The organism is Streptomyces sp. NPDC048196, from assembly GCF_040652715.1.
In the GTDB taxonomy this organism is placed as follows: Bacteria; Actinomycetota; Actinomycetes; order Streptomycetales; family Streptomycetaceae; genus Streptomyces; species Streptomyces siderophoricus.
Genome location: NZ_JBEZMM010000013.1, coordinates 89,860 through 106,353 on the forward strand (window position 1 = coordinate 89,860; position 16,494 = coordinate 106,353).

The following is a 16,494-nucleotide window of genomic DNA, read 5'->3' on the forward strand; positions in this document are numbered from 1 at the left end:
CAGCCGGGGTGCGGCCCTTGGCCGTATGTGCGGCGCGGTCAGTAACGCGGCCGGTTGAACCAGGCGTTGCCCTCGTCCTTGGAGACGAAGACCAGCACCAGGATGCCCAGGACGGTGTGGACCAGGCCGAGCGGGAACGTGAGCAGGCTCAGGATGATGTTGCCCACGCCGAAGACGATGGTGGCGATGCGGACGCCGGAACCGCCGTTGGCGAACTGCGCGGCCAGGGTGATCGCTGTCACGGTGAAGATCACGATGACCACGATGACCGCGATCAGCACGCCCTTGCCGATGTTCATCGCCGTGATGTCGTCACTGGTGGTGTACGCCGAGGCGTTGTGCGACGCCTTGCTGACGCCGCCCAGCCCCATCACGGCGAGGACCAGGCCGATGAGGTTCAGCCCGGACAGCACGAACAGCATCACCCGGGCGGCCTTGACGCCACCGGGCATCACCGTCGGGTACTGCGGCTGCATGCCGGGCATCGGACCGCCCGGGTACGGGCCGTACGGCGACGGCTGCGGCGGCTGCTGGGGATAGCCGTAGCCGGGCTGCTGGCCCGGAGGCGGGCCGTAGGGGTTGGGGTTGGGGTAGCTCACGAGCGGTGTCCTTCAGGCGACTTGAACGGAGCCGCGAAGGCCCCGATCGCGCTGTTGCGAGGGGGCCTTCGGGGAGTGGCGCACGTCCGTCGGGGCGGTGCCCCGGCCGGAATGCCGGTGCGTTACTGGGACTTGACGACCACCGTGCCGGCGATCTTGTCCGCGAACGTCTGCGACTTCTCGTCCCACAGCGGCCACAGGTAGCCCAGGCAGCAGAACCCGTCGAGGATGTGGCAGAGCTTCCGGACGAAGGCCATGCCGAAGCCGATCGGCTGGCCGGTGGCCTCCTTGACGAGGCGGATGCCGAGGGCCTTCTTGCCCGGGGTCTGGCCGGTGCTGCCTTCCTTGGCGAGCACGAACAGACCGGCGGCCAGGCCGATCAGGCCGGCGATCGCGATGAGCACGAACGAGCCGACCGGAGTGGCGGTGTCCGCGGCCTTGTTGTAGGCGTCGCTGATGCACTGGATGTCGCCGGGCGGGCAGGACGAGGTGTCCGGCGTGACCGTCGCCGCGCTGGCCGACATGGCCAGGGCCACGAAGTACAGGATCGTCGGGAGCAGACCCACGATCAGGTAGTCGATGAGGTAGGCGCCCACGCGCGCGCCCCAGCTCGCGTAACCCTGCGGCATGCCCGGCATGCCGTAGCCGGCCTGCTGCGGGTAGCCGCCGTACGGCTGCTGCGGCGGGACCTGACCCTGCTGGGGGTAGCCGTACGGCTGCTGCGGGGCCTGCGGCTGCTGCGGGTAGCCGTAGCCGGGGCCGCCCTGCGGGGGCACCGGGGGCTGCTGCCCGTAGGGCGCCTGCGGGGCCTGCGGCGGCTGGCCGTACGGGTTGTTCGGGTCGCCAAAACTCATGGGGTGTTTTCCTCCGTTGGGTCAGTGGGGGACGACGCAGCGTGACTCGGAGGAAAAACAGGTTTCACTGGCCCGCCCCCGACGATGCCTGCGGCACTGCGCCGTCAATCCTTCTAGGTGGGGCTTGACTCTGTCCAGTCAGATAGCGGAGCCGTTGTCCAAGTGCAATGATCACTTCCGGCCATATCATGTCCGGAAAATGCAGGGGCAGATGGGCCCCGGATCCGGCCGGCGCATCACCCGGCGCGCGGGCGCCGTGCACGCCCTGATTGGAACGTGACCGCCCTCATCCGGGAGGATGGAGACATGACTGCCCAGATTCTGGATGGCAAGGCCACCGCAGCCGCTATCAAGTCCGAGCTCGCCGCCCGCGTCGAGGCCCTGAAGGCCAAGGGCGTCCAGCCCGGCCTGGGCACCCTCCTGGTCGGCGACGACCCCGGCAGCCGCTGGTACGTCAACGGCAAGCACCGCGACTGCGCACAGGTCGGCATCGCCTCGATCCAGCGCGAACTGCCGGAGACCGCCACCCAGGAGGAGATCGAGGCGGTCGTCCGGGAGCTGAACGAGGACCCGGCCTGCACCGGCTACATCGTCCAACTCCCGCTCCCCAAGGGCATCGACGCCAACCGCGTCCTGGAGCTGATGGACCCGGCCAAGGACGCCGACGGGCTGCACCCGATGAGCCTGGGCCGGCTGGTGCTCGGCATCGAGGGCCCGCTGCCGTGCACCCCGTACGGCATCGTGCAGCTGCTGCGCCGCCACGAGGTCGAGATCAAGGGCGCCCACGTCGTCGTGGTCGGCCGGGGCATCACGATCGGCCGCCCGATGCCGCTGGTGCTCACCCGCAAGTCCGAGAACGCGACCGTGACCCAGTGCCACACCGGCACCCGCGACCTGTCCGCGCACCTGCGGCAGGCCGACATCATCGTCGCGGCGGCCGGTGTGCCGCACATCATCAAGCCGGAGGACGTCAAGCCCGGCGCGGCCGTCCTGGACGTCGGCGTGAGCCGGGACGAGCAGGGCAAGATCGTCGGCGATGTGCACCCCGGCGTGGCCGAGGTGGCCGGCTGGGTCGCCCCCAACCCCGGCGGCGTCGGCCCGATGACCCGCGCCCAGCTGCTGGTCAACGTCGTCGAGGCGGCCGAGCGCGCGGCCGGCTGAGCCGCCCGTTGCTTGCCCGTACCCTCGAAGAGGTGACGCCCGGCCGCGGACGGCCGGGCGGACCGCCGGACCAGGAACCGAAGGGACTGCCAGCCATGCCAGCCGAAGCGCATTCGGACGGCGCCTCCGAGCCGCAGCGCTCCTCGCGCCGCTTCCCGACGCTGACCCGCGACACGGCCCGGCCGGAGGGCGGCGGACGGGCCGCTTCCGGCGAGCACTCCGCGCCCGCCCGGCAGTGGCCGCTGCTCACGGTCATGGGCGGGGTCGCCCTCGGGCTGCTGCTGGTCGCGCTCGACGCGTTCCGCATCGGCAGCCTGCTCGTCGGACTGTCCCTGCTGGCCGGCGCCGCGCTGCGCTGGGCGCTGCCGTCGGTGGGCATGCTCGCGGTGCGCTCCCGCTTCACGGACCTGGCGACGTACGGCGTGCTCGGCTTCGTGATCGTGGTGCTGTCGATGATGGTGCAGCCCAAGCCGTGGATCCACGTCCCGTTCCTGGACGACATCGTGCACTTCACCGTGCGCTGACGCGGCGCCCGCGACCCAACAGCACGACGGCGGCCCGTCCTCTCCCCCGGGGAAGGACGGGCCGCCGCCGTGTGCTTCAGGGCGTCAGCACCACTTGTTCGAGTAGATGGTCATGAGGTTGGAGCCGATGAACTTCCAGCCGGTGCCGCGGTTGAGCTTGGCGTGGTGGCCGTGGCGGTAGGGCTTCTCCCAGACCGTCACGTTGCAGCGGGTGCCGTTGTTGTACGCCGACAGCGGGTAGTTGAAGGCGCCGCCGTAGTGCCGCAGGTCGTTGTTGTTGCCCGCGACCTTCTTCGGCGTCCCCTTGTAGTTGGCCTGCGGGTAGACGCACAGGTAGCCGCGGGGACAGTTGCTCGGTGCCCGCAGGACGGTGGCCGAGCCCTGCTTCGCGGGGGCGGGGGCGGCGCTGGCGCTGACGGCCGGGGCCAGCGCGAGTCCTCCGGTGACGGCCGCGGCGGCCGCGGTGAGGGCGAGGCGCTTGCGAGCGTTCATGGTCGGGTTCCTCCCCGTAGGTGGTCAGGAGGCGGCGCGGGGTGGACCGCGCCGCCGTGGTGCGTCACCGACTGTGCGCCCCCCGCCGCACGGCCGCCACAGCCTCCGGACCGATGGGGAACCCCTGGGACGTCCCAGCCGCTGACCTGCAGGGACGCCGGGTCCGCGGACGCCGCGGTGGGACGCTGGGGCGAAGGGAAGGAGGCGGTACGGATGTCCGGATACCGTGCGGAAACCGTAAAAAGGGCAAACGGAGGGTGCATCCGGGCCATCATCGGCGTGTAGGGGGCTGCTGGCCTCGGGGGAAAAGCAAACGCGTATGGGGTGGAACATGTCGCGTTGGAAAGGGCTGCCCGAAACGCTCGACCATCGGGTGCGGCAGCTCGTCGTGCAGATGCGGAGACTGAAGGACCACAGCGGGCTGAGCCTGGCCTCGCTCGCCGCCAAGACCGCGTACAGCAAGTCGTCGTGGGAGCGCTATCTCAACGGCAAGAAGCTGCCGCCGCGGGAGGCGGTGGAGGCGCTGGCACGGGTCTGCGGCGCCGACGCGACCCGGCTGCTGGCGCTGCACGAGGTCGCGGCGCAGGCGTGGGGCGCGGAACGGGCGGGGCAGCCGCGCTCCCCGGGGGCCGCGGAGGGGGCCGAGGCCGCCGCGCCGACAACTGCCGCCGCCCCGGCGCCCGTTGCGGTGTCCGGTCGTTCGTGGCTGCGGGGTGCGCCGCTCGCCCTGCTCGGCGGGCTGGTCGTGGTCGCGGTGGCCGCGGTGGTGCTGCTGGCCGTCCGGCCCTGGCAGGACGACGGTGGCGGCGGACGCGGGACCGGCACCGCGTCCGCCGGCCGGACCGCCGCCGCCACACCGGCGTTCAGCCACCGCGTCGGCGAGACGTTCCGCTGCCATGTCCGGCGCACCGCAGGCGTGTTGACCGCCGACCGCAGCCGCAGCACCACGGCGATCCTGAGCGGCGGTGTGACCGGCTGGGACGTGGTCGAGGCGCAGTGCCTGCTGAACCACCGCGGTTACGACCCGGGCCCGGTGGACGGCATCGTCGGGGAGCACACCATGCGCGCCGTCAAGCGGCTGCAGGCCGCCGCCGGGCTGCCCACGGACGGGATCGTGGGCCCCGACACCTGGAAGGTGCTGCGCCGGTGAGCGGCCCGGGCAGCGAGCTGTGCGAGGACGTCGAGAGCTCCCGACTGGCCGCCGGAATGCGGGAGTTGCGCGGCCGTACGGGGCTGAGCCTGGCCGCCCTCGCGGCCCGCACCCCGTACAGCAAGTCCTCCTGGGAGCGCTATCTCAACGGCAAGAAGCTGCCGCCGCGGGACGCCGTGGAGGCACTGTGCCGGCTGGCGGGCGAACCGGCCGGGCGGCTGCTGGCGCTGTGGGAGCTGGCGGACGCGGCCTGGAGCGGACGGGCGGCGCCCGCCGCTGCCCGGGCGGAGGCCGCGGCCACGCGGGCCGCCGCGGTCGCCCCGGGCCCTACGGCCGAGGCTCATCCAGTACTGCCACAACCGCCGCCACAGCCCGAGCAGCCGCCGCCCCCGAGGAGGCATCGACGGGTGGTGGCCGTGGCGGCCGGGGCCGGTGCCGGGGGGTTGGCGCTGGCCGTGGCGGTGACGTTCCTGGCGGGGGAGCGGGCGGGGGAGGCCCGCGGTGGCCCGGCCGCGAGCGCCGCACCCAGCTCCTCGGCGGTGACCGGCTGCCGCGGACGGTCCTGTGACGGCAAGGACCCGCACTCGATGTTCTGCGGTGGCGAGGGCATGGTGGACACGGTCGTCGAGGCCACCACCGCCCGCGGGGAGCACGTCCAGGTGCGGTACGGCACGGCGTGCGCGGCCGCATGGGGGCGGCTCGCCGGCGGCCGGATCGGGGACCGCATCGAGGTCACCGCACCCGGCGCGCTGCCGCGGTCGGTGCGGGTCAGGGACCGGTTCGACGCCGAGGGCTACCTCGTCACGCCGATGGCGGCGGCCCGCGGCCCGCGGGGCATCCGGCTCTGTCTCTACCCGGCGGGCGGCGGCCCCCGCGAGTGCTTCGCGCACTGAGCGGACCGCCCGTGATGAGGACCGCCGGCGCTGAGGACCGCCGGTGCTCAGGACCGCCGGTGCTGAGGACGGCCTGCGATGAGGACCGCCCGCGATGAGGTCCGCCTGCGATGCCGGCCGTCGGCGCCCCGGACCGCCGGAGCCGCGGGTGCGGACGGCGGTGCGGGGCGCGTCCGGGAGGCACGACGAGGGCACGGCGCAGGCCCGAATGCTCCCGTGCGCCCAGCGGGAAAGGGACGTTCCACTGGATGGCGGTGTCCCTCCTGGGGGTGAATAGGGCAGGTCCGGGGGAGTCGCGCCGCGGTACGGCGCGTGAGTGGGGGAACAGGGGGAGGCCATGCCTCGCTGGAAGGCACTGCCGCAAGAACTCGATCCGGCGGTGGGGGAGTTCACGGAACGGCTGCGCGCTCTGGTGGACCGCAGCCGGCTGAGTGTGGCCGCCGTCGCGGACCGCACCGGATACAGCAAGACATCGTGGGAGCGCTATCTGGACGGGCGGCTGCTGCCGCCGCGCCGTGCCGTCGTCGCGCTCGCCGAGGCGACCGGCACCGACCCGGGACACCTCGTCATGCGGTGGGAACCGGCCGAACGCGCCTGGAGCCGGGCCGAGCTGCGGCACGACGTACCGAGGGAGGCGATACGGGCCGCCCCGGCGTGGGCCGTACGGGAGGCCGCGGCGGCGCCGGGCCCGGTCCGTACGCAGGTCGCGCAGCTGCCCGTGCGGGACGAGGAGGGGAGGGCGGAACGGGGGGCGTACGCCGACCGACCGGGCCGGGCGGCGGCGGTCGCCCCGGAGCCAGCGGCCGGCTCCGGTGCCGTCGCCGGCCGGCGGGCCCGTCGCCTGCGGGCGCTGATGCTGGCGGTCGGCGCGCTCGGCGCCCTGCTGATGGCACTCGCCGCCGTGCTCCTGCTGGCTCCCGGACGCTGACGGCCGGCCCCGGACGCCGAGGCCGACCGCGGCGGCCCGGGGCGCCGCCGCTGGCCGGGAATCGACGTCCGCGGGGCGTTCGGTGAAAAAAGGGGGGCATGCGCCCGGTTATCCCGGGCAGGCGCCGGTTATCCCCCCACGGGTGTGGCACAGCCCGGCGGCCGCCCGCCTCCCCCCTCCTTGAGCGGGCGGCCGCCGCCACGAACCGTGCGGGCGGGCCGGTCGGAGGCCGGGCGGGCCGACGTCGACCGCGGTGCGGGCGGGCCGCCGTCCGGGCGCCCCGGGTACACCCGGTGAGGCGTTCCACACCGACCCGTCACCGGCACCGGGCAGGGGTCCGATAGCCTGACGGCCGGGTCTCTCGATACCAAGAGACCTCGATAGCTGGGCAGGGACACCCACCGCCACCCCTGGTGGTCCAGGGGCTTGCCCCCGGAAAACACCGCGCAGGAGATCGCCATGACCCGCACTCCCGTCAATGTCACCGTCACCGGCGCCGCCGGCCAGATCGGTTACGCCCTCCTCTTCCGCATCGCTTCCGGTCATCTGCTCGGCGCGGACGTGCCGGTCAAGCTGCGCCTCCTGGAGATCCCGCAGGGGCTGAAGGCCGCCGAGGGCACCGCGATGGAGCTCGACGACTGCGCCTTCCCGCTGCTTCAGGGCATCGACATCTCGGACGACCCGAACGTGGCCTTCGACGGTGCGAACGTCGCCCTGCTGGTCGGCGCCCGCCCCCGCACCAAGGGCATGGAGCGCGGTGACCTCCTGGAGGCCAACGGCGGCATCTTCAAGCCGCAGGGCAAGGCCATCAACGACCACGCCGCGGACGACATCAAGGTCCTGGTCGTCGGCAACCCCGCCAACACCAACGCGCTGATCGCCCAGGCCGCCGCGCCGGACGTACCGCGCGAGCGCTTCACCGCGATGACCCGCCTTGACCACAACCGGGCGATCTCCCAGCTCGCGCAGAAGACCGGCACCCCGGTCTCCGAGATCAAGCGCCTGACGATCTGGGGCAACCACTCCGCCACCCAGTACCCCGACATCTTCCACGCCACGGTCGCCGGCAAGAACGCCGCCGAGACCGTCAACGACGAGAAGTGGCTGGCCGACACCTTCATCCCGACCGTCGCCAAGCGCGGCGCCGCGATCATCGAGGCCCGCGGTGCCTCGTCGGCCGCCTCCGCCGCGAACGCCGCCATCGACCACGTCCACACCTGGGTCAACGGCACCGCCGACGGCGACTGGACCTCGATGGGCATCCCGTCGGACGGCTCCTACGGCGTCCCGGAGGGCCTGATCTCCTCCTTCCCGGTCACCACCAAGGACGGTACGTACGAGATCGTCCAGGGCCTGGACATCAACGACTTCTCGCGCGAGCGCATCAACGCGTCGGTCAAGGAGCTGGAGGAGGAGCGCGAGGCGGTCCGCGGCCTCGGCCTCATCTGAGCCACCCCGCTTCCACGGCGAGCCCGCACGGTCCCGACGACCGTGCGGGCTCGTCCCGTTGGCGGCTCCTCACGGCCGGTGGGGATGCCGCCGGATCTCGACATTGCAGTCCGACACCTTCGACCGGTCCCCCACGGCATACGCCGCCACCCGCTGCCGCGCCAGCGCCCCGCACACATCGCAGCCGTCGACCGGTTCCGGATCCCGCACCGGCACGCCCAGTTCAACGGCCGGTCCCGCGCCGCCCGTCACCACACCACCTCCGGCATGCGGCGCGCGTACTGCCGCCGCTCGTGCGCGATCAGATACGGCCGCACGAGGGCGGAGTCCTCACCCCGCAGCAACTCCGTGTGCCGTACGGGCACCCAACGGGGCGGAACGACGGTTGGGGGTACCGGCGGCGGCAGCTCTGCGGGCCGGTGCCGCCCCGAGCCGGGCAGTAACAGCCGTAGCAGGGGCTCGAAGAGCCGGATAACGTGGTGCATGTCATCAATCTCTCTGGGTTGAAGGCCACGCCCCCGGACGTCTGCCAACGTCGCGGGGGTTCGCCGTTCGTTACTCTGGGTGTGTTCATCGTTGCTCAGCGGGTTGGGTGGTTACAACGCTGAGCGCGTGTCAGTGAGCAACTGTCACAAGGGGGGTGCCGTGAGTCGACGCAATGGCGCTGGGGGAGCGGCGGCTACGACGGCTGTCGTGTTTGGCGAACTGCTGAAGCACCACCGGGAGGCGGCGGGCCTCACCCAGGCCGCCTTGGCGCGGAAGATTCCGTGCGATCGCTCGCACGTGGCGCATATCGAGGCGGGCACCCGCGTTCCACCGGACACCTTTGCCAAGCAGTGCGACGAACTGCTTGGTACGGGTGGGATGTTGCTCCGACTGTGGGGACGGATCGACTGGTATCCGGAGGTGCAGCATCCGGACTGGTTCGAGCGACGCGCCCAGATGGACGCCGAAGCCGTCGCCGTGCGCGCCTACCAGACTCAGGTCATGCCGGGGTTGCTACAGACGGAGGAGTACGCACGGGCCATGTTCTCCCCGATCGCGAGGGGTGACGAGGTGGAAGAGCTGGTCAGGGCGCGACTGAGCCGACAGCAACGCTTTCTGGCCTCGGATGGCCCGCTGTACGTCGTGGTATTGGACGAGAGCTGTCTGCGCAACGTGGTGGGAAGCGCCGCCATCATGTATGGCCAGTGTGCGCACCTGCTGGAGGTCGGGCAGCGAGCCAACATCCGCATTCAGGTCGCTCCGGCCGCCCTTTCCAGACTCGTTCGCCCCAAGACCTCCATGTCGCTGATCACGCTGCCCGGCGGGGACCAGTGGGTTTATTCGGAGTCGCTGGACCGAGGACATCTCAACGACGATCCTGCCCTCTACGTTCGCCACAGCCAGACCTATGATTTGCTCAGGGCGGACGCTCTGTCAGCCCGGGAGTCCGCCGCTCTGATCACCGAGGCGATGGAAGGGTACGGCGACGATGGACAGGCCCGAACTCAGTGCGGCGACCTGGATCAAGAGCAGCTACAGCGACCGCGACGGCGGAGACTGCATCGAAATCGCCCCCGGTATCCCCGGCGTCGTCCCCGTCCGGGACAGCAAGAACGCTGACGGGCCCGTGCTGTTCTTCCCCGCGGCCGAGTGGTCGTCCTTTGTGACTGCGGTCAAGAAAATGACCCTGTCGTGACCTTGCGTTAACTCCCTGACACGGAGTGCTTCCCTGGCCTATGCTGCGGCTTCCGCAAGGCTTTTGGGGGAGGCCGGTGTCCGGATGAACGTACCCGCGCAGCTGACGAAGCCCGCCCCGCTCGAACCCGTCCCGCCCGGTGCCAGTGAGGCCACCCGGTTGTTGTGCGCCGGGACGTACCTGGACGAGGGGTTCCGGGACGCGGTGATCGACGAACTCTACGTCCACGAAGAGCGGTTCGCCGCGCCCTCGTTAGGGATCGACGCGGCCCGGGTGCTCGCCCACGCGCTGCACGCCCGGCGCCTGGAGCTGGGCTGGGCGGCGGCGATCCTCGGGTTGTGGATCGTGGCGATCCCGCTGTCCGGCGGGATGGTGACGTTCTACGTCCTCCCCGTCGTCCTCATCGGGCTGTCCCGCCTGGTCCGCCGGGCGCCCCTGCCGCAGTGGCTGGCCCGCTCGGCGTCCTTCGCGCTCCGCTGGTACGGCCGGCTCTCCCTGCTCTTCTTCCTCGTGGGGATGGTGGCCGCGGCGTTCGCGGTCAGCCTCTGGACGCCCGGCCGGCTGATCCCGGGCCTGCTGTCCCTCTTCCAGTCGGACAGCGGCGGGAGCGACGGCTGGTCCGGCTCCTCGTACGGGTCCTCGTACGGCTCCTCGTACGACAGCGGCAGCGACTACGGCGCTTCGTCGGCCCTCCTGGCCGTCCCGTTCTGGGTCACGCTGCTGCTGCCGGTCGCGCTGGCCGTCCTGGTCGGGCTGCAACAGGGGCAGTTCGCCCGTTCACTGGCCCGGGAGTTGTCCAAGGAGCGGTTCCCGGACGTGATGTCCGATCCGGCGGAGCGGGCCGAGGGCGTCCGGTTCCGGCGGTTGCGGGACCGGGTGCGGATCGAGCAGCACGGGCCGCTGGTGATGTACCGCGCCGCCAACCCGTTCTGCGGCGCCGGGGACCCGTACAAGACCTGGTCGCTGTCGGTGGAGCTGGTCCCGCACCCGGACCGGGAGACCGAGCCGCTGGACAACGGCGCGATCCTGGCCCGGATCGTGCCGCTGGTGGAGGCGCTGCGGGTGCCGTCGCCGCACGGATCACCGCAGGCGGCGGCCGCGGTCCGGGACCGGCTGCGCACCCTGGAGATCGATGAGTGCGTCTTCCTGCCGGTCGAGGGGCTGCCCCACCGGGCCGCGGCGCCGTACGGGCCGGGGGCGTTCGAGCAGCACCGGGCCGCCGCGGTCGAGGAGGGCGGCGAGACCCGGCGGCACTTCCTGCGGATCCGGGTCGGCGGCTGGAACGAGGGCATCGTCACCACGGTCTTCGTCCGGGTCCACACCCAGGGCGGGATGCTGATGCTGGAGGTCGCGCCGCACGTGCTGTGGCCGCTGCGGCAGCTCTTCCAGGACGCCGACCGGCTCGCCCACCAGTACCGGCACCACCACCACTTCGGCAAGGCGGTCTGGGCGCTGGCCCGGACGCCGCGCTCGGCCGGCGACGCGGTGCTCACCCTGGCGCGCGGGCTGCGCTCGGCATGGCGGCTGGCCACCGCCGGGCACGGCGCGGCGCTCCCGGAGGGCCCCGGCGTCTCCGTGCGCGAACTGGGGTCGTACGGCGAGGCGTCGCTGTTCCAGGACATGGACGTGGCGCGGTACCTGAAGACCGTGCAGCAGCGGGTGACGGCCGGGGTGACCACCGCGCTGCGCGAGGCCGGTTACCAGACCGACGAGTTCGAGCAGCGGATCGTGCACGTCGCCGAGGGCGGCGTCTACGTGGAGTCCGCCCAGGGGGCCGTCGGCATCGGCGACCACAACACGATCACCCAGAACACCACCGCGGGTGGCACCGCCCCGAAGGGAAGGAAGAAGAGTGGCAACGGCTGACGCGCGCGGCAACGGCATCCACATCGGCAGCGTCCGGGGCGCCTTCGCCATCGGCGACCACAACACCGTGACGCAGAACGAAGGCGGCGGCGCACCGGCCGCCGATCCGGCGCAGGAGGAACTCCTGCGTGCGGTGCGGGAGTTGCGGGGTGATCTGGCCCGGGCGGTGCAGAGCCCCGAGGTGACCGCGCTGGACGAGGAACTCGCCGGGACCGAGGAGGAGATCGGCGGCACCGGGGCGGCCGGTCCCGGGCGGCTGGCGCGGCTGCGGGCGGCGCTGACCGACGCCGGCGCGGTGGTCGGGCTGCTGGCGTCGGGTGCCGCGGTGACCCAGGCGGTCGCGGCCCTGGTGGGAGGCTGACGATGAAACGCGGCGGGCCGGCCCGCTGGAACGACGAGACCCAGAGCTGGGAGGACGGCAGGCCGGCGCCGGCCCCGTACAGCGGTCCGATGCCGCCCCGGCCGGAATTCGCCCCGAGCGTGGGCACACCGCCGCAGCCGCCTTCCGGCTGGTTACCCGACCCCGGGGCCCCTCCCGGGCCCCCTCCGGGAAACGCACCCGCGCCCGGTCCCGGCCCGGGGCCTCGCCGCCGCACCATCGCCCTGATCGCCGGGCTGGCCGTGGCGGTGATCGGTGCCGGGGCCGGTGGCGCCTATCTGCTGTGGGGCCGCGACGGCGACGCACCGCCCGCCGCCCGCACCCGGGCCTCCGCCCCGCACACGCCCACTCCCACGGCTACCGACACCACCCCGCCCAGCACCGAGAGCACACCGCCCACGGACGCGGTGTCCTCCCCTTCCGTGCCCGCCGGCTACCGCCTGGTCCACGACGACAAGGGGTTCACCACCGCGGTGCCGGACGGCTGGCAGCGCAGCGAGCGCAAGACCGGCGTGTTCTACACCGCGCCGGACGACCGCGGACTGCTGCAGATCTTCGAGATCACCGAACCGGACATCGGTCCGCGCGCGGCACTGGAACAGGCGTCGAAGGGGCTGGCCGGCAACCCCGGCTACGAGGAGATCAGCCTCGGCGACTTCGAGGGCCCGGCGCCCGGCACGGACGCCGTCCAACTGGTCTACGCCTATGACAGCGAGCGGCTCGGTACCCGTGTCAAGGTCGTCGACTGCGCCTTCACCACCGACGACGGCCGGCAGTTCGCCGTCCTCGTCCTGGGCACCGAGGCCGACTGGCCGCTCCAGCAGGAGACCCAGCGGATCGCCCTCCAGGCGTTCGCCCCGGAAGGCTGACGGCGCGCCCGCCCCGCCTGCCGCCCGGCCTGCCTACTCGGCGATCTCGGTGCGCTCCCACCACTCGTAGACCGGCAGCGCGCCCTCGGAGGTGTGCTGCTGGCGGGTGGTGGGCCGGAAGTGTTCGTAGCCGCCGCGGAAGGGGATCTTCAGCTCGCTGCCGTGCGGATCGGCAGGCACGATCCGCTCGGGCAGTTCCGCAGGACCGCCCTCCAGCACTGCTTTCGCCGCTGTCTGCACCATGCCTGCATTCTCACTCGGTCGGGGAGCTCTCGCGCGCCGCGGATGTCAGTCGCGGGGGAACGTGTCGGTGGCGAGGGTGAGGTCCACGACGGTGCCCGTGAGGTCGATCGGCTCGCCGTACGGCACCGTGACGTCGTCCTTGTAGTCGCCGTCCTGCGGGTCCGTGAAGACGCGGCAGCGGCCGGTGTAGGGGTCGGCGATCACGTAGACCGGGATGCCGGCCTCGGCGTAGATCGCCTTCTTCGGGCCGTAGTCGTTCACAGCGGTCCCCTGAGAGATGACCTCGGCGATGAGCTCGATGTCTTGATAGCGCCAACGCCCTCGTGCGTCCTTCTTGGCGCCCTCGGCGAATTTGGCGACGTCCGGACAGAAGCCGTTGTCCTGGCCGGGGAAGTCGACCCGGACGTCCGACAACACCAAGACGTCCATCCCGAAGCGATCTTCCAGCGCCCGCACGATGTGGCGGATGGTCAGCCAGTGCACGTCCCGTTGCGGCGTCATGAAGACTGCCCCCCCGATGATTTCGATCTTGTAGCCCTCGGGGAAGGCTTGCTCAAGCCGCTCGAACATCTCGTCCAAGGTCGGCCCCTGGTCCTCGGCCATCTCCATCCCGTCGGTCGCGATCGGTTCGGTCCGCTCAAGGCTGATGGTCATCGTGCCGCTCCTCCCCGCTGCCACGTCGTACGGGCAGCCGCACGGTTCAACGATAGGCATCCGGGCCGGTTACCCGCTGTAGCGGCATATGCCATTCACGCGGTGTGCGTGCCCTGGAACAGGTCCTCCAGTGCCGAGATGTCGACCGTGTCGCCGGGGGCGGGGGTCTTGTCCGGCACGGGCGTGCCGTAGTTGCTCAGGAGGACGGTGCCCTTCTGGTCGTCGGCCTCGGCGGTGAGCTTGAGGGGGTAGTGGGTGCCCTTGATGGCCACGTAGAGGGTCTCGGTGACGCCGTCGGTGTGTTTGACGACGGGGAGCACGGGAGTGCCCTCGTGGGTCGTGGGGTGGCCCTTGCTGAGCTTGGCGGTGGGGGTGGGCTCGCCGGAGGGGGGCGGCTCGCCGGGGCCGGCGGCGGACTTCTGGAAGGCGGTGAGGTCGCAGGCCGTGGCGAGGTTCTGCAGGAAGGCGTCGTGGTCGGCGGTGCCGTGCAGGAACGTGTCGCGGTACTTGGCGGCCGCCCGGGCACCCTCCTCGCCGGGCAGCTGGCTCTTCCAGAACGCCGCGTCCGGCTTCATCCACACCTGGTTGCCGCGCTTGATGATCTCCACGCGGCCGAGCTCGCCCTTGCTGATCGCGCCGGCGCAGTTGCCGGCCTTGTCGAGGGTGATGTCGAGCTTGGTGGGATCGGCGGTGGTCTCGGTGCGCAGGCGCAGGGATTTCGCGGAGACGAGCTGGTGCAGGGCGTCGTCGGAGATCTGCTGGGCCGACTTTCCCGCGAGGTCGCCCTCACCGTCGGGATCGCCGGCCGCCGCGGCGGCCGTACAGGCGGCCCCGGCGAGCAGGGCCGCTCCGCAGCCCAGGGCGGTGGCGGTGACGGCACGCCGTCTGGTGGTCATCTCGATACCTCCGGGCGGAGGGGGCGGAGGGGTGGTGGGGCGGTGTGAGGGACGGCCGCACGGACCTCCTGCTGCCGGCGGGTCGTACGGCGTGAGCTCCCCGCTTGGACATACGGCTATTCAGGGTACGTTCTAAGACATTCCGCTGCACACCGAGTGAGTCGGCTCACTTTCCATGAAGGTTTGGGCATAGGTCAGGCGCTTCCGGGGAGGGGTCCTCGTTGCTGGTGACGCCAGTGGTTGCACCAGTGGGAACAGACCGGAAACCGGAAGGCAGAAAAAATCGTGTCGGCAAGCGAGACCATTCACATAGCCGGGGTGTGGCGGGCCGCCGCGTCCGGGGCCACCCGCGAGGTCCTCGACCCCGCCGACGCGACGACCCTCCAGGTGGTGGCCGAGGGTGGTGCCGAGGACGCGGACGCCGCGGTCGCGGCCGCCGCCCGGGCCTTCGACGGCGGCGCGGGCGCCTGGCCCCGTACGCCGGTCGCCGAGCGCTCCGCGCTGCTGCGCCGGGTCGCCGACCTGCTGCAGCGCGACCGCGAGGAGATCGCGCTCATCGAGAGCCGGGACACCGGCAAGACGCTGGAGGAGGGTCGGGTCGACGTCGACGACGTCACCAACGCCTTCCGGTACTTCGCCGACGTGGTGATGAACGAGAGCGGCGGCCGGGTCGTCGACGCCGGTTCGGCCGATGTGCACAGCGTGGTCGTGCACGAGCCGGTCGGTGTCTGCGCACTGATCACTCCGTGGAACTACCCGCTGCTGCAAGCGAGTTGGAAGATCGCGCCGGCCCTCGCGGCCGGCAACACTTTTGTGATCAAGCCCAGCGAGGTCACCCCGCTGTCGACCGTGCACCTGGTCAAGCTGCTGGTCGAGGCCGGACTGCCGGCCGGGGTCGCCAACATCGTCACCGGCACCGGCGTGCCGGTCGGCCAGCGGCTGGCCGAGCACCCGGACGTCGACCTGTTCTCCTTCACCGGTGGCCTGGTCAGCGGCACGAAGGCCGGTGCGGCCGCGGTGTCCGGTGCCAAGAAGATCGCGCTGGAGCTCGGCGGCAAGAACCCGAACGTGGTCTTCGCCGACGCCTGCGCCACGGACGAGGGCTTCGACACCGCCGTCGACCAGGCGCTGAACGCCGCGTTCATCCACAGCGGGCAGGTCTGCTCGGCCGGCGCCCGGCTGATCATCGAGGAGTCGGTGCGCGACCGCTTCGTCGCCGAACTCGCCCGTCGCGCCGAGAAGATCAAGCTCGGCCGGGGCACCGAGGACGGCGTGGAGTGCGGTCCCCTGGTCTCGCAAGCGCAGCTCGACAAGGTCGAGGCGTACGTCGCCTCCGCGCTGGCAGAGGGTGCCCAGCTGCGGTGCGGCGGGGCCCGGCCCGAGCCGTCCGCCGTCCGCCCGGCCACCGGCTACTTCTACGCGCCGACCGTGCTGGACGGCTGCCACCGCGAGATGAAGGTCGTCCGCGAGGAGACCTTCGGGCCGATCCTGACGGTGGAGACTTTCACCACCGAGGACGAGGCCGTCGCGCTCGCCAACGACACCGAGTACGGGCTGGCCGGCGCGGTCTTCTCCGCCGACACCGCGCGCGCCCGCCGGGTCGCCGCGCGACTGCGGCACGGCACCGTCTGGATCAACGACTACCACCCCTACCTCCCGCAGGCGGAGTGGGGCGGCTTCGGCAAGTCCGGCATCGGCCGGGAACTCGGCCCCACGGGTCTGGACGAGTACCGCGAGAGCAAGCACATCTACGAGAACCTCCGGCCCGCGCCGGTGCGGTGGTTCTCCGGATGACCAGGACGACGCCCCCGGCCGGGGGCACGGGGGTCGTCCCCCGGAAGAAAGCAGTCGAGAAC

General features: G+C 71.9%; 20 protein-coding genes. 12 read left to right on the plus strand and 8 right to left on the minus strand.

The features are described 5' to 3' along the window. Positions 1 to 38: 38 nt before the first annotated feature. Positions 39 to 599 (minus strand): hypothetical protein, encoded by a 561-nt coding sequence (locus tag AB0E02_RS16275; RefSeq protein ID WP_362139574.1) that lies wholly within the window; start codon positions 597 to 599, stop codon positions 39 to 41. A 122-nt stretch (positions 600 to 721) separates the two neighbouring features. Then, on the minus strand, positions 722 to 1,453 hold the full coding sequence (locus tag AB0E02_RS16280; RefSeq protein WP_362139577.1) for an RDD family protein: 732 nt from the start codon (positions 1,451 to 1,453) through the stop codon (positions 722 to 724). 306 nt (positions 1,454 to 1,759) lie between these two features. Here AB0E02_RS16280 and AB0E02_RS16285 point away from each other — a divergent pair, with 306 nt between their 5' ends. Both AB0E02_RS16285 and AB0E02_RS16290 read left to right on the plus strand, forming a co-directional pair. Continuing rightward, positions 1,760 to 2,614, plus strand: a complete 855-nt coding sequence (locus AB0E02_RS16285; RefSeq protein ID WP_261956101.1) for a bifunctional methylenetetrahydrofolate dehydrogenase/methenyltetrahydrofolate cyclohydrolase — start codon at positions 1,760 to 1,762, stop codon at positions 2,612 to 2,614. Positions 2,615 to 2,709: 95 nt separating this feature from the next. Then, a complete protein-coding gene (locus AB0E02_RS16290; RefSeq protein ID WP_362139579.1) occupies positions 2,710 to 3,138 on the plus strand; it encodes a DUF3017 domain-containing protein in 429 nt (142 codons plus the stop codon). Between the two features lie 84 nt (positions 3,139 to 3,222). On the opposite strand, the gene AB0E02_RS16295 is transcribed toward AB0E02_RS16290, so the two are convergent. After that, entirely contained in the window at positions 3,223 to 3,630 is a 408-nt protein-coding gene (locus AB0E02_RS16295; RefSeq protein WP_362139581.1) for a peptidase inhibitor family I36 protein, read from the minus strand. Positions 3,631 to 3,961: 331 nt separating this feature from the next. On the opposite strand from AB0E02_RS16295, the gene AB0E02_RS16300 reads away from it, so the two are divergent. From AB0E02_RS16300 to AB0E02_RS16315, 4 genes are all read left to right on the plus strand, one after another. Beyond that, entirely contained in the window at positions 3,962 to 4,780 is an 819-nt protein-coding gene (locus tag AB0E02_RS16300) for a peptidoglycan-binding protein (RefSeq protein WP_362139584.1), read from the plus strand. Continuing rightward, positions 4,777 to 5,673 carry a DUF2690 domain-containing protein gene (locus AB0E02_RS16305; RefSeq protein WP_362139587.1) on the plus strand — a complete coding sequence of 299 codons (897 nt, stop codon included), beginning with the start codon at positions 4,777 to 4,779 and terminating at the stop codon, positions 5,671 to 5,673. Before AB0E02_RS16300 ends, AB0E02_RS16305 begins: the two co-directional genes overlap by 4 nt. Positions 5,674 to 6,010: 337 nt before the next feature. Next, positions 6,011 to 6,601: a helix-turn-helix transcriptional regulator gene (locus tag AB0E02_RS16310; RefSeq protein WP_362139590.1), complete on the plus strand. Its 591-nt coding sequence runs from the start codon at positions 6,011 to 6,013 to the stop codon at positions 6,599 to 6,601. Between the two features lie 459 nt (positions 6,602 to 7,060). Next, positions 7,061 to 8,050 (plus strand): malate dehydrogenase, encoded by a 990-nt coding sequence (locus tag AB0E02_RS16315; RefSeq protein WP_362139593.1) that lies wholly within the window; start codon positions 7,061 to 7,063, stop codon positions 8,048 to 8,050. A gap of 69 nt (positions 8,051 to 8,119) precedes the next feature. Here the strand turns inward: AB0E02_RS16315 and AB0E02_RS16320 are convergent, their stop codons facing one another. Both AB0E02_RS16320 and AB0E02_RS16325 read right to left on the minus strand, forming a co-directional pair. Further along, positions 8,120 to 8,302 carry a hypothetical protein gene (locus AB0E02_RS16320; protein WP_362139595.1) on the minus strand — a complete coding sequence of 61 codons (183 nt, stop codon included), beginning with the start codon at positions 8,300 to 8,302 and terminating at the stop codon, positions 8,120 to 8,122. Continuing rightward, on the minus strand, positions 8,299 to 8,535 hold the full coding sequence (locus AB0E02_RS16325; RefSeq protein ID WP_362139596.1) for a hypothetical protein: 237 nt from the start codon (positions 8,533 to 8,535) through the stop codon (positions 8,299 to 8,301). The genes AB0E02_RS16320 and AB0E02_RS16325 overlap by 4 nt, the downstream gene beginning before the upstream one ends. A 160-nt stretch (positions 8,536 to 8,695) precedes the next feature. On the opposite strand from AB0E02_RS16325, the gene AB0E02_RS16330 reads away from it, so the two are divergent. From AB0E02_RS16330 to AB0E02_RS16350, 5 genes are all read left to right on the plus strand, one after another. Then, the gene (locus AB0E02_RS16330; protein ID WP_362139597.1) at positions 8,696 to 9,655 is read left to right on the plus strand and encodes a helix-turn-helix transcriptional regulator; all 960 of its coding nucleotides are present in this window, start codon (positions 8,696 to 8,698) and stop codon (positions 9,653 to 9,655) included. Next, entirely contained in the window at positions 9,603 to 9,731 is a 129-nt protein-coding gene (locus AB0E02_RS16335; protein WP_362139720.1) for a DUF397 domain-containing protein, read from the plus strand. Before AB0E02_RS16330 ends, AB0E02_RS16335 begins: the two co-directional genes overlap by 53 nt. 84 nt (positions 9,732 to 9,815) lie before the next feature. Further along, positions 9,816 to 11,597 (plus strand): hypothetical protein, encoded by a 1,782-nt coding sequence (locus AB0E02_RS16340; protein ID WP_362139600.1) that lies wholly within the window; start codon positions 9,816 to 9,818, stop codon positions 11,595 to 11,597. Then, the gene (locus tag AB0E02_RS16345) at positions 11,584 to 11,958 is read left to right on the plus strand and encodes a hypothetical protein (RefSeq protein ID WP_362139602.1); all 375 of its coding nucleotides are present in this window, start codon (positions 11,584 to 11,586) and stop codon (positions 11,956 to 11,958) included. Before AB0E02_RS16340 ends, AB0E02_RS16345 begins: the two co-directional genes overlap by 14 nt. A gap of 2 nt (positions 11,959 to 11,960) precedes the next feature. Continuing rightward, the gene (locus AB0E02_RS16350; RefSeq protein ID WP_362139604.1) at positions 11,961 to 12,845 is read left to right on the plus strand and encodes a hypothetical protein; all 885 of its coding nucleotides are present in this window, start codon (positions 11,961 to 11,963) and stop codon (positions 12,843 to 12,845) included. A gap of 33 nt (positions 12,846 to 12,878) precedes the next feature. Here the strand turns inward: AB0E02_RS16350 and AB0E02_RS16355 are convergent, their stop codons facing one another. From AB0E02_RS16355 to AB0E02_RS16365, 3 genes are all read right to left on the minus strand, one after another. Beyond that, on the minus strand, positions 12,879 to 13,088 hold the full coding sequence (locus tag AB0E02_RS16355; protein ID WP_030413973.1) for a DUF5988 family protein: 210 nt from the start codon (positions 13,086 to 13,088) through the stop codon (positions 12,879 to 12,881). A gap of 45 nt (positions 13,089 to 13,133) precedes the next feature. Next, the gene (locus AB0E02_RS16360) at positions 13,134 to 13,742 is read right to left on the minus strand and encodes a Uma2 family endonuclease (protein WP_362139607.1); all 609 of its coding nucleotides are present in this window, start codon (positions 13,740 to 13,742) and stop codon (positions 13,134 to 13,136) included. Positions 13,743 to 13,837: 95 nt separating this feature from the next. After that, positions 13,838 to 14,638, minus strand: coding sequence for a hypothetical protein (locus AB0E02_RS16365; RefSeq protein ID WP_362139610.1), 801 nt, complete (start codon positions 14,636 to 14,638; stop codon positions 13,838 to 13,840). A gap of 285 nt (positions 14,639 to 14,923) precedes the next feature. Here AB0E02_RS16365 and AB0E02_RS16370 point away from each other — a divergent pair, with 285 nt between their 5' ends. Then, entirely contained in the window at positions 14,924 to 16,432 is a 1,509-nt protein-coding gene (locus tag AB0E02_RS16370; RefSeq protein WP_362139612.1) for an aldehyde dehydrogenase family protein, read from the plus strand. The last annotated feature ends 62 nt before the right edge of the window (positions 16,433 to 16,494 follow it).

Coding starts and splice junctions, on each gene's coding strand:
- AB0E02_RS16280 (WP_362139577.1), bottom strand. CDS start 1,453: ATGAGTTTTGGCGACCCGAACAACCCGTACGGCCAGCCGCCGCAGGCC.
- AB0E02_RS16285 (WP_261956101.1), top strand. CDS start 1,760: ATGACTGCCCAGATTCTGGATGGCAAGGCCACCGCAGCCGCTATCAAG.
- AB0E02_RS16290 (WP_362139579.1), top strand. CDS start 2,710: ATGCCAGCCGAAGCGCATTCGGACGGCGCCTCCGAGCCGCAGCGCTCC.
- AB0E02_RS16295 (WP_362139581.1), bottom strand. CDS start 3,630: ATGAACGCTCGCAAGCGCCTCGCCCTCACCGCGGCCGCCGCGGCCGTC.
- AB0E02_RS16300 (WP_362139584.1), top strand. CDS start 3,962: ATGTCGCGTTGGAAAGGGCTGCCCGAAACGCTCGACCATCGGGTGCGG.
- AB0E02_RS16310 (WP_362139590.1), top strand. CDS start 6,011: ATGCCTCGCTGGAAGGCACTGCCGCAAGAACTCGATCCGGCGGTGGGG.
- AB0E02_RS16315 (WP_362139593.1), top strand. CDS start 7,061: ATGACCCGCACTCCCGTCAATGTCACCGTCACCGGCGCCGCCGGCCAG.
- AB0E02_RS16325 (WP_362139596.1), bottom strand. CDS start 8,535: ATGCACCACGTTATCCGGCTCTTCGAGCCCCTGCTACGGCTGTTACTG.
- AB0E02_RS16340 (WP_362139600.1), top strand. CDS start 9,816: ATGAACGTACCCGCGCAGCTGACGAAGCCCGCCCCGCTCGAACCCGTC.
- AB0E02_RS16350 (WP_362139604.1), top strand. CDS start 11,961: ATGAAACGCGGCGGGCCGGCCCGCTGGAACGACGAGACCCAGAGCTGG.
- AB0E02_RS16355 (WP_030413973.1), bottom strand. CDS start 13,088: ATGGTGCAGACAGCGGCGAAAGCAGTGCTGGAGGGCGGTCCTGCGGAA.
- AB0E02_RS16360 (WP_362139607.1), bottom strand. CDS start 13,742: ATGACCATCAGCCTTGAGCGGACCGAACCGATCGCGACCGACGGGATG.
- AB0E02_RS16365 (WP_362139610.1), bottom strand. CDS start 14,638: ATGACCACCAGACGGCGTGCCGTCACCGCCACCGCCCTGGGCTGCGGA.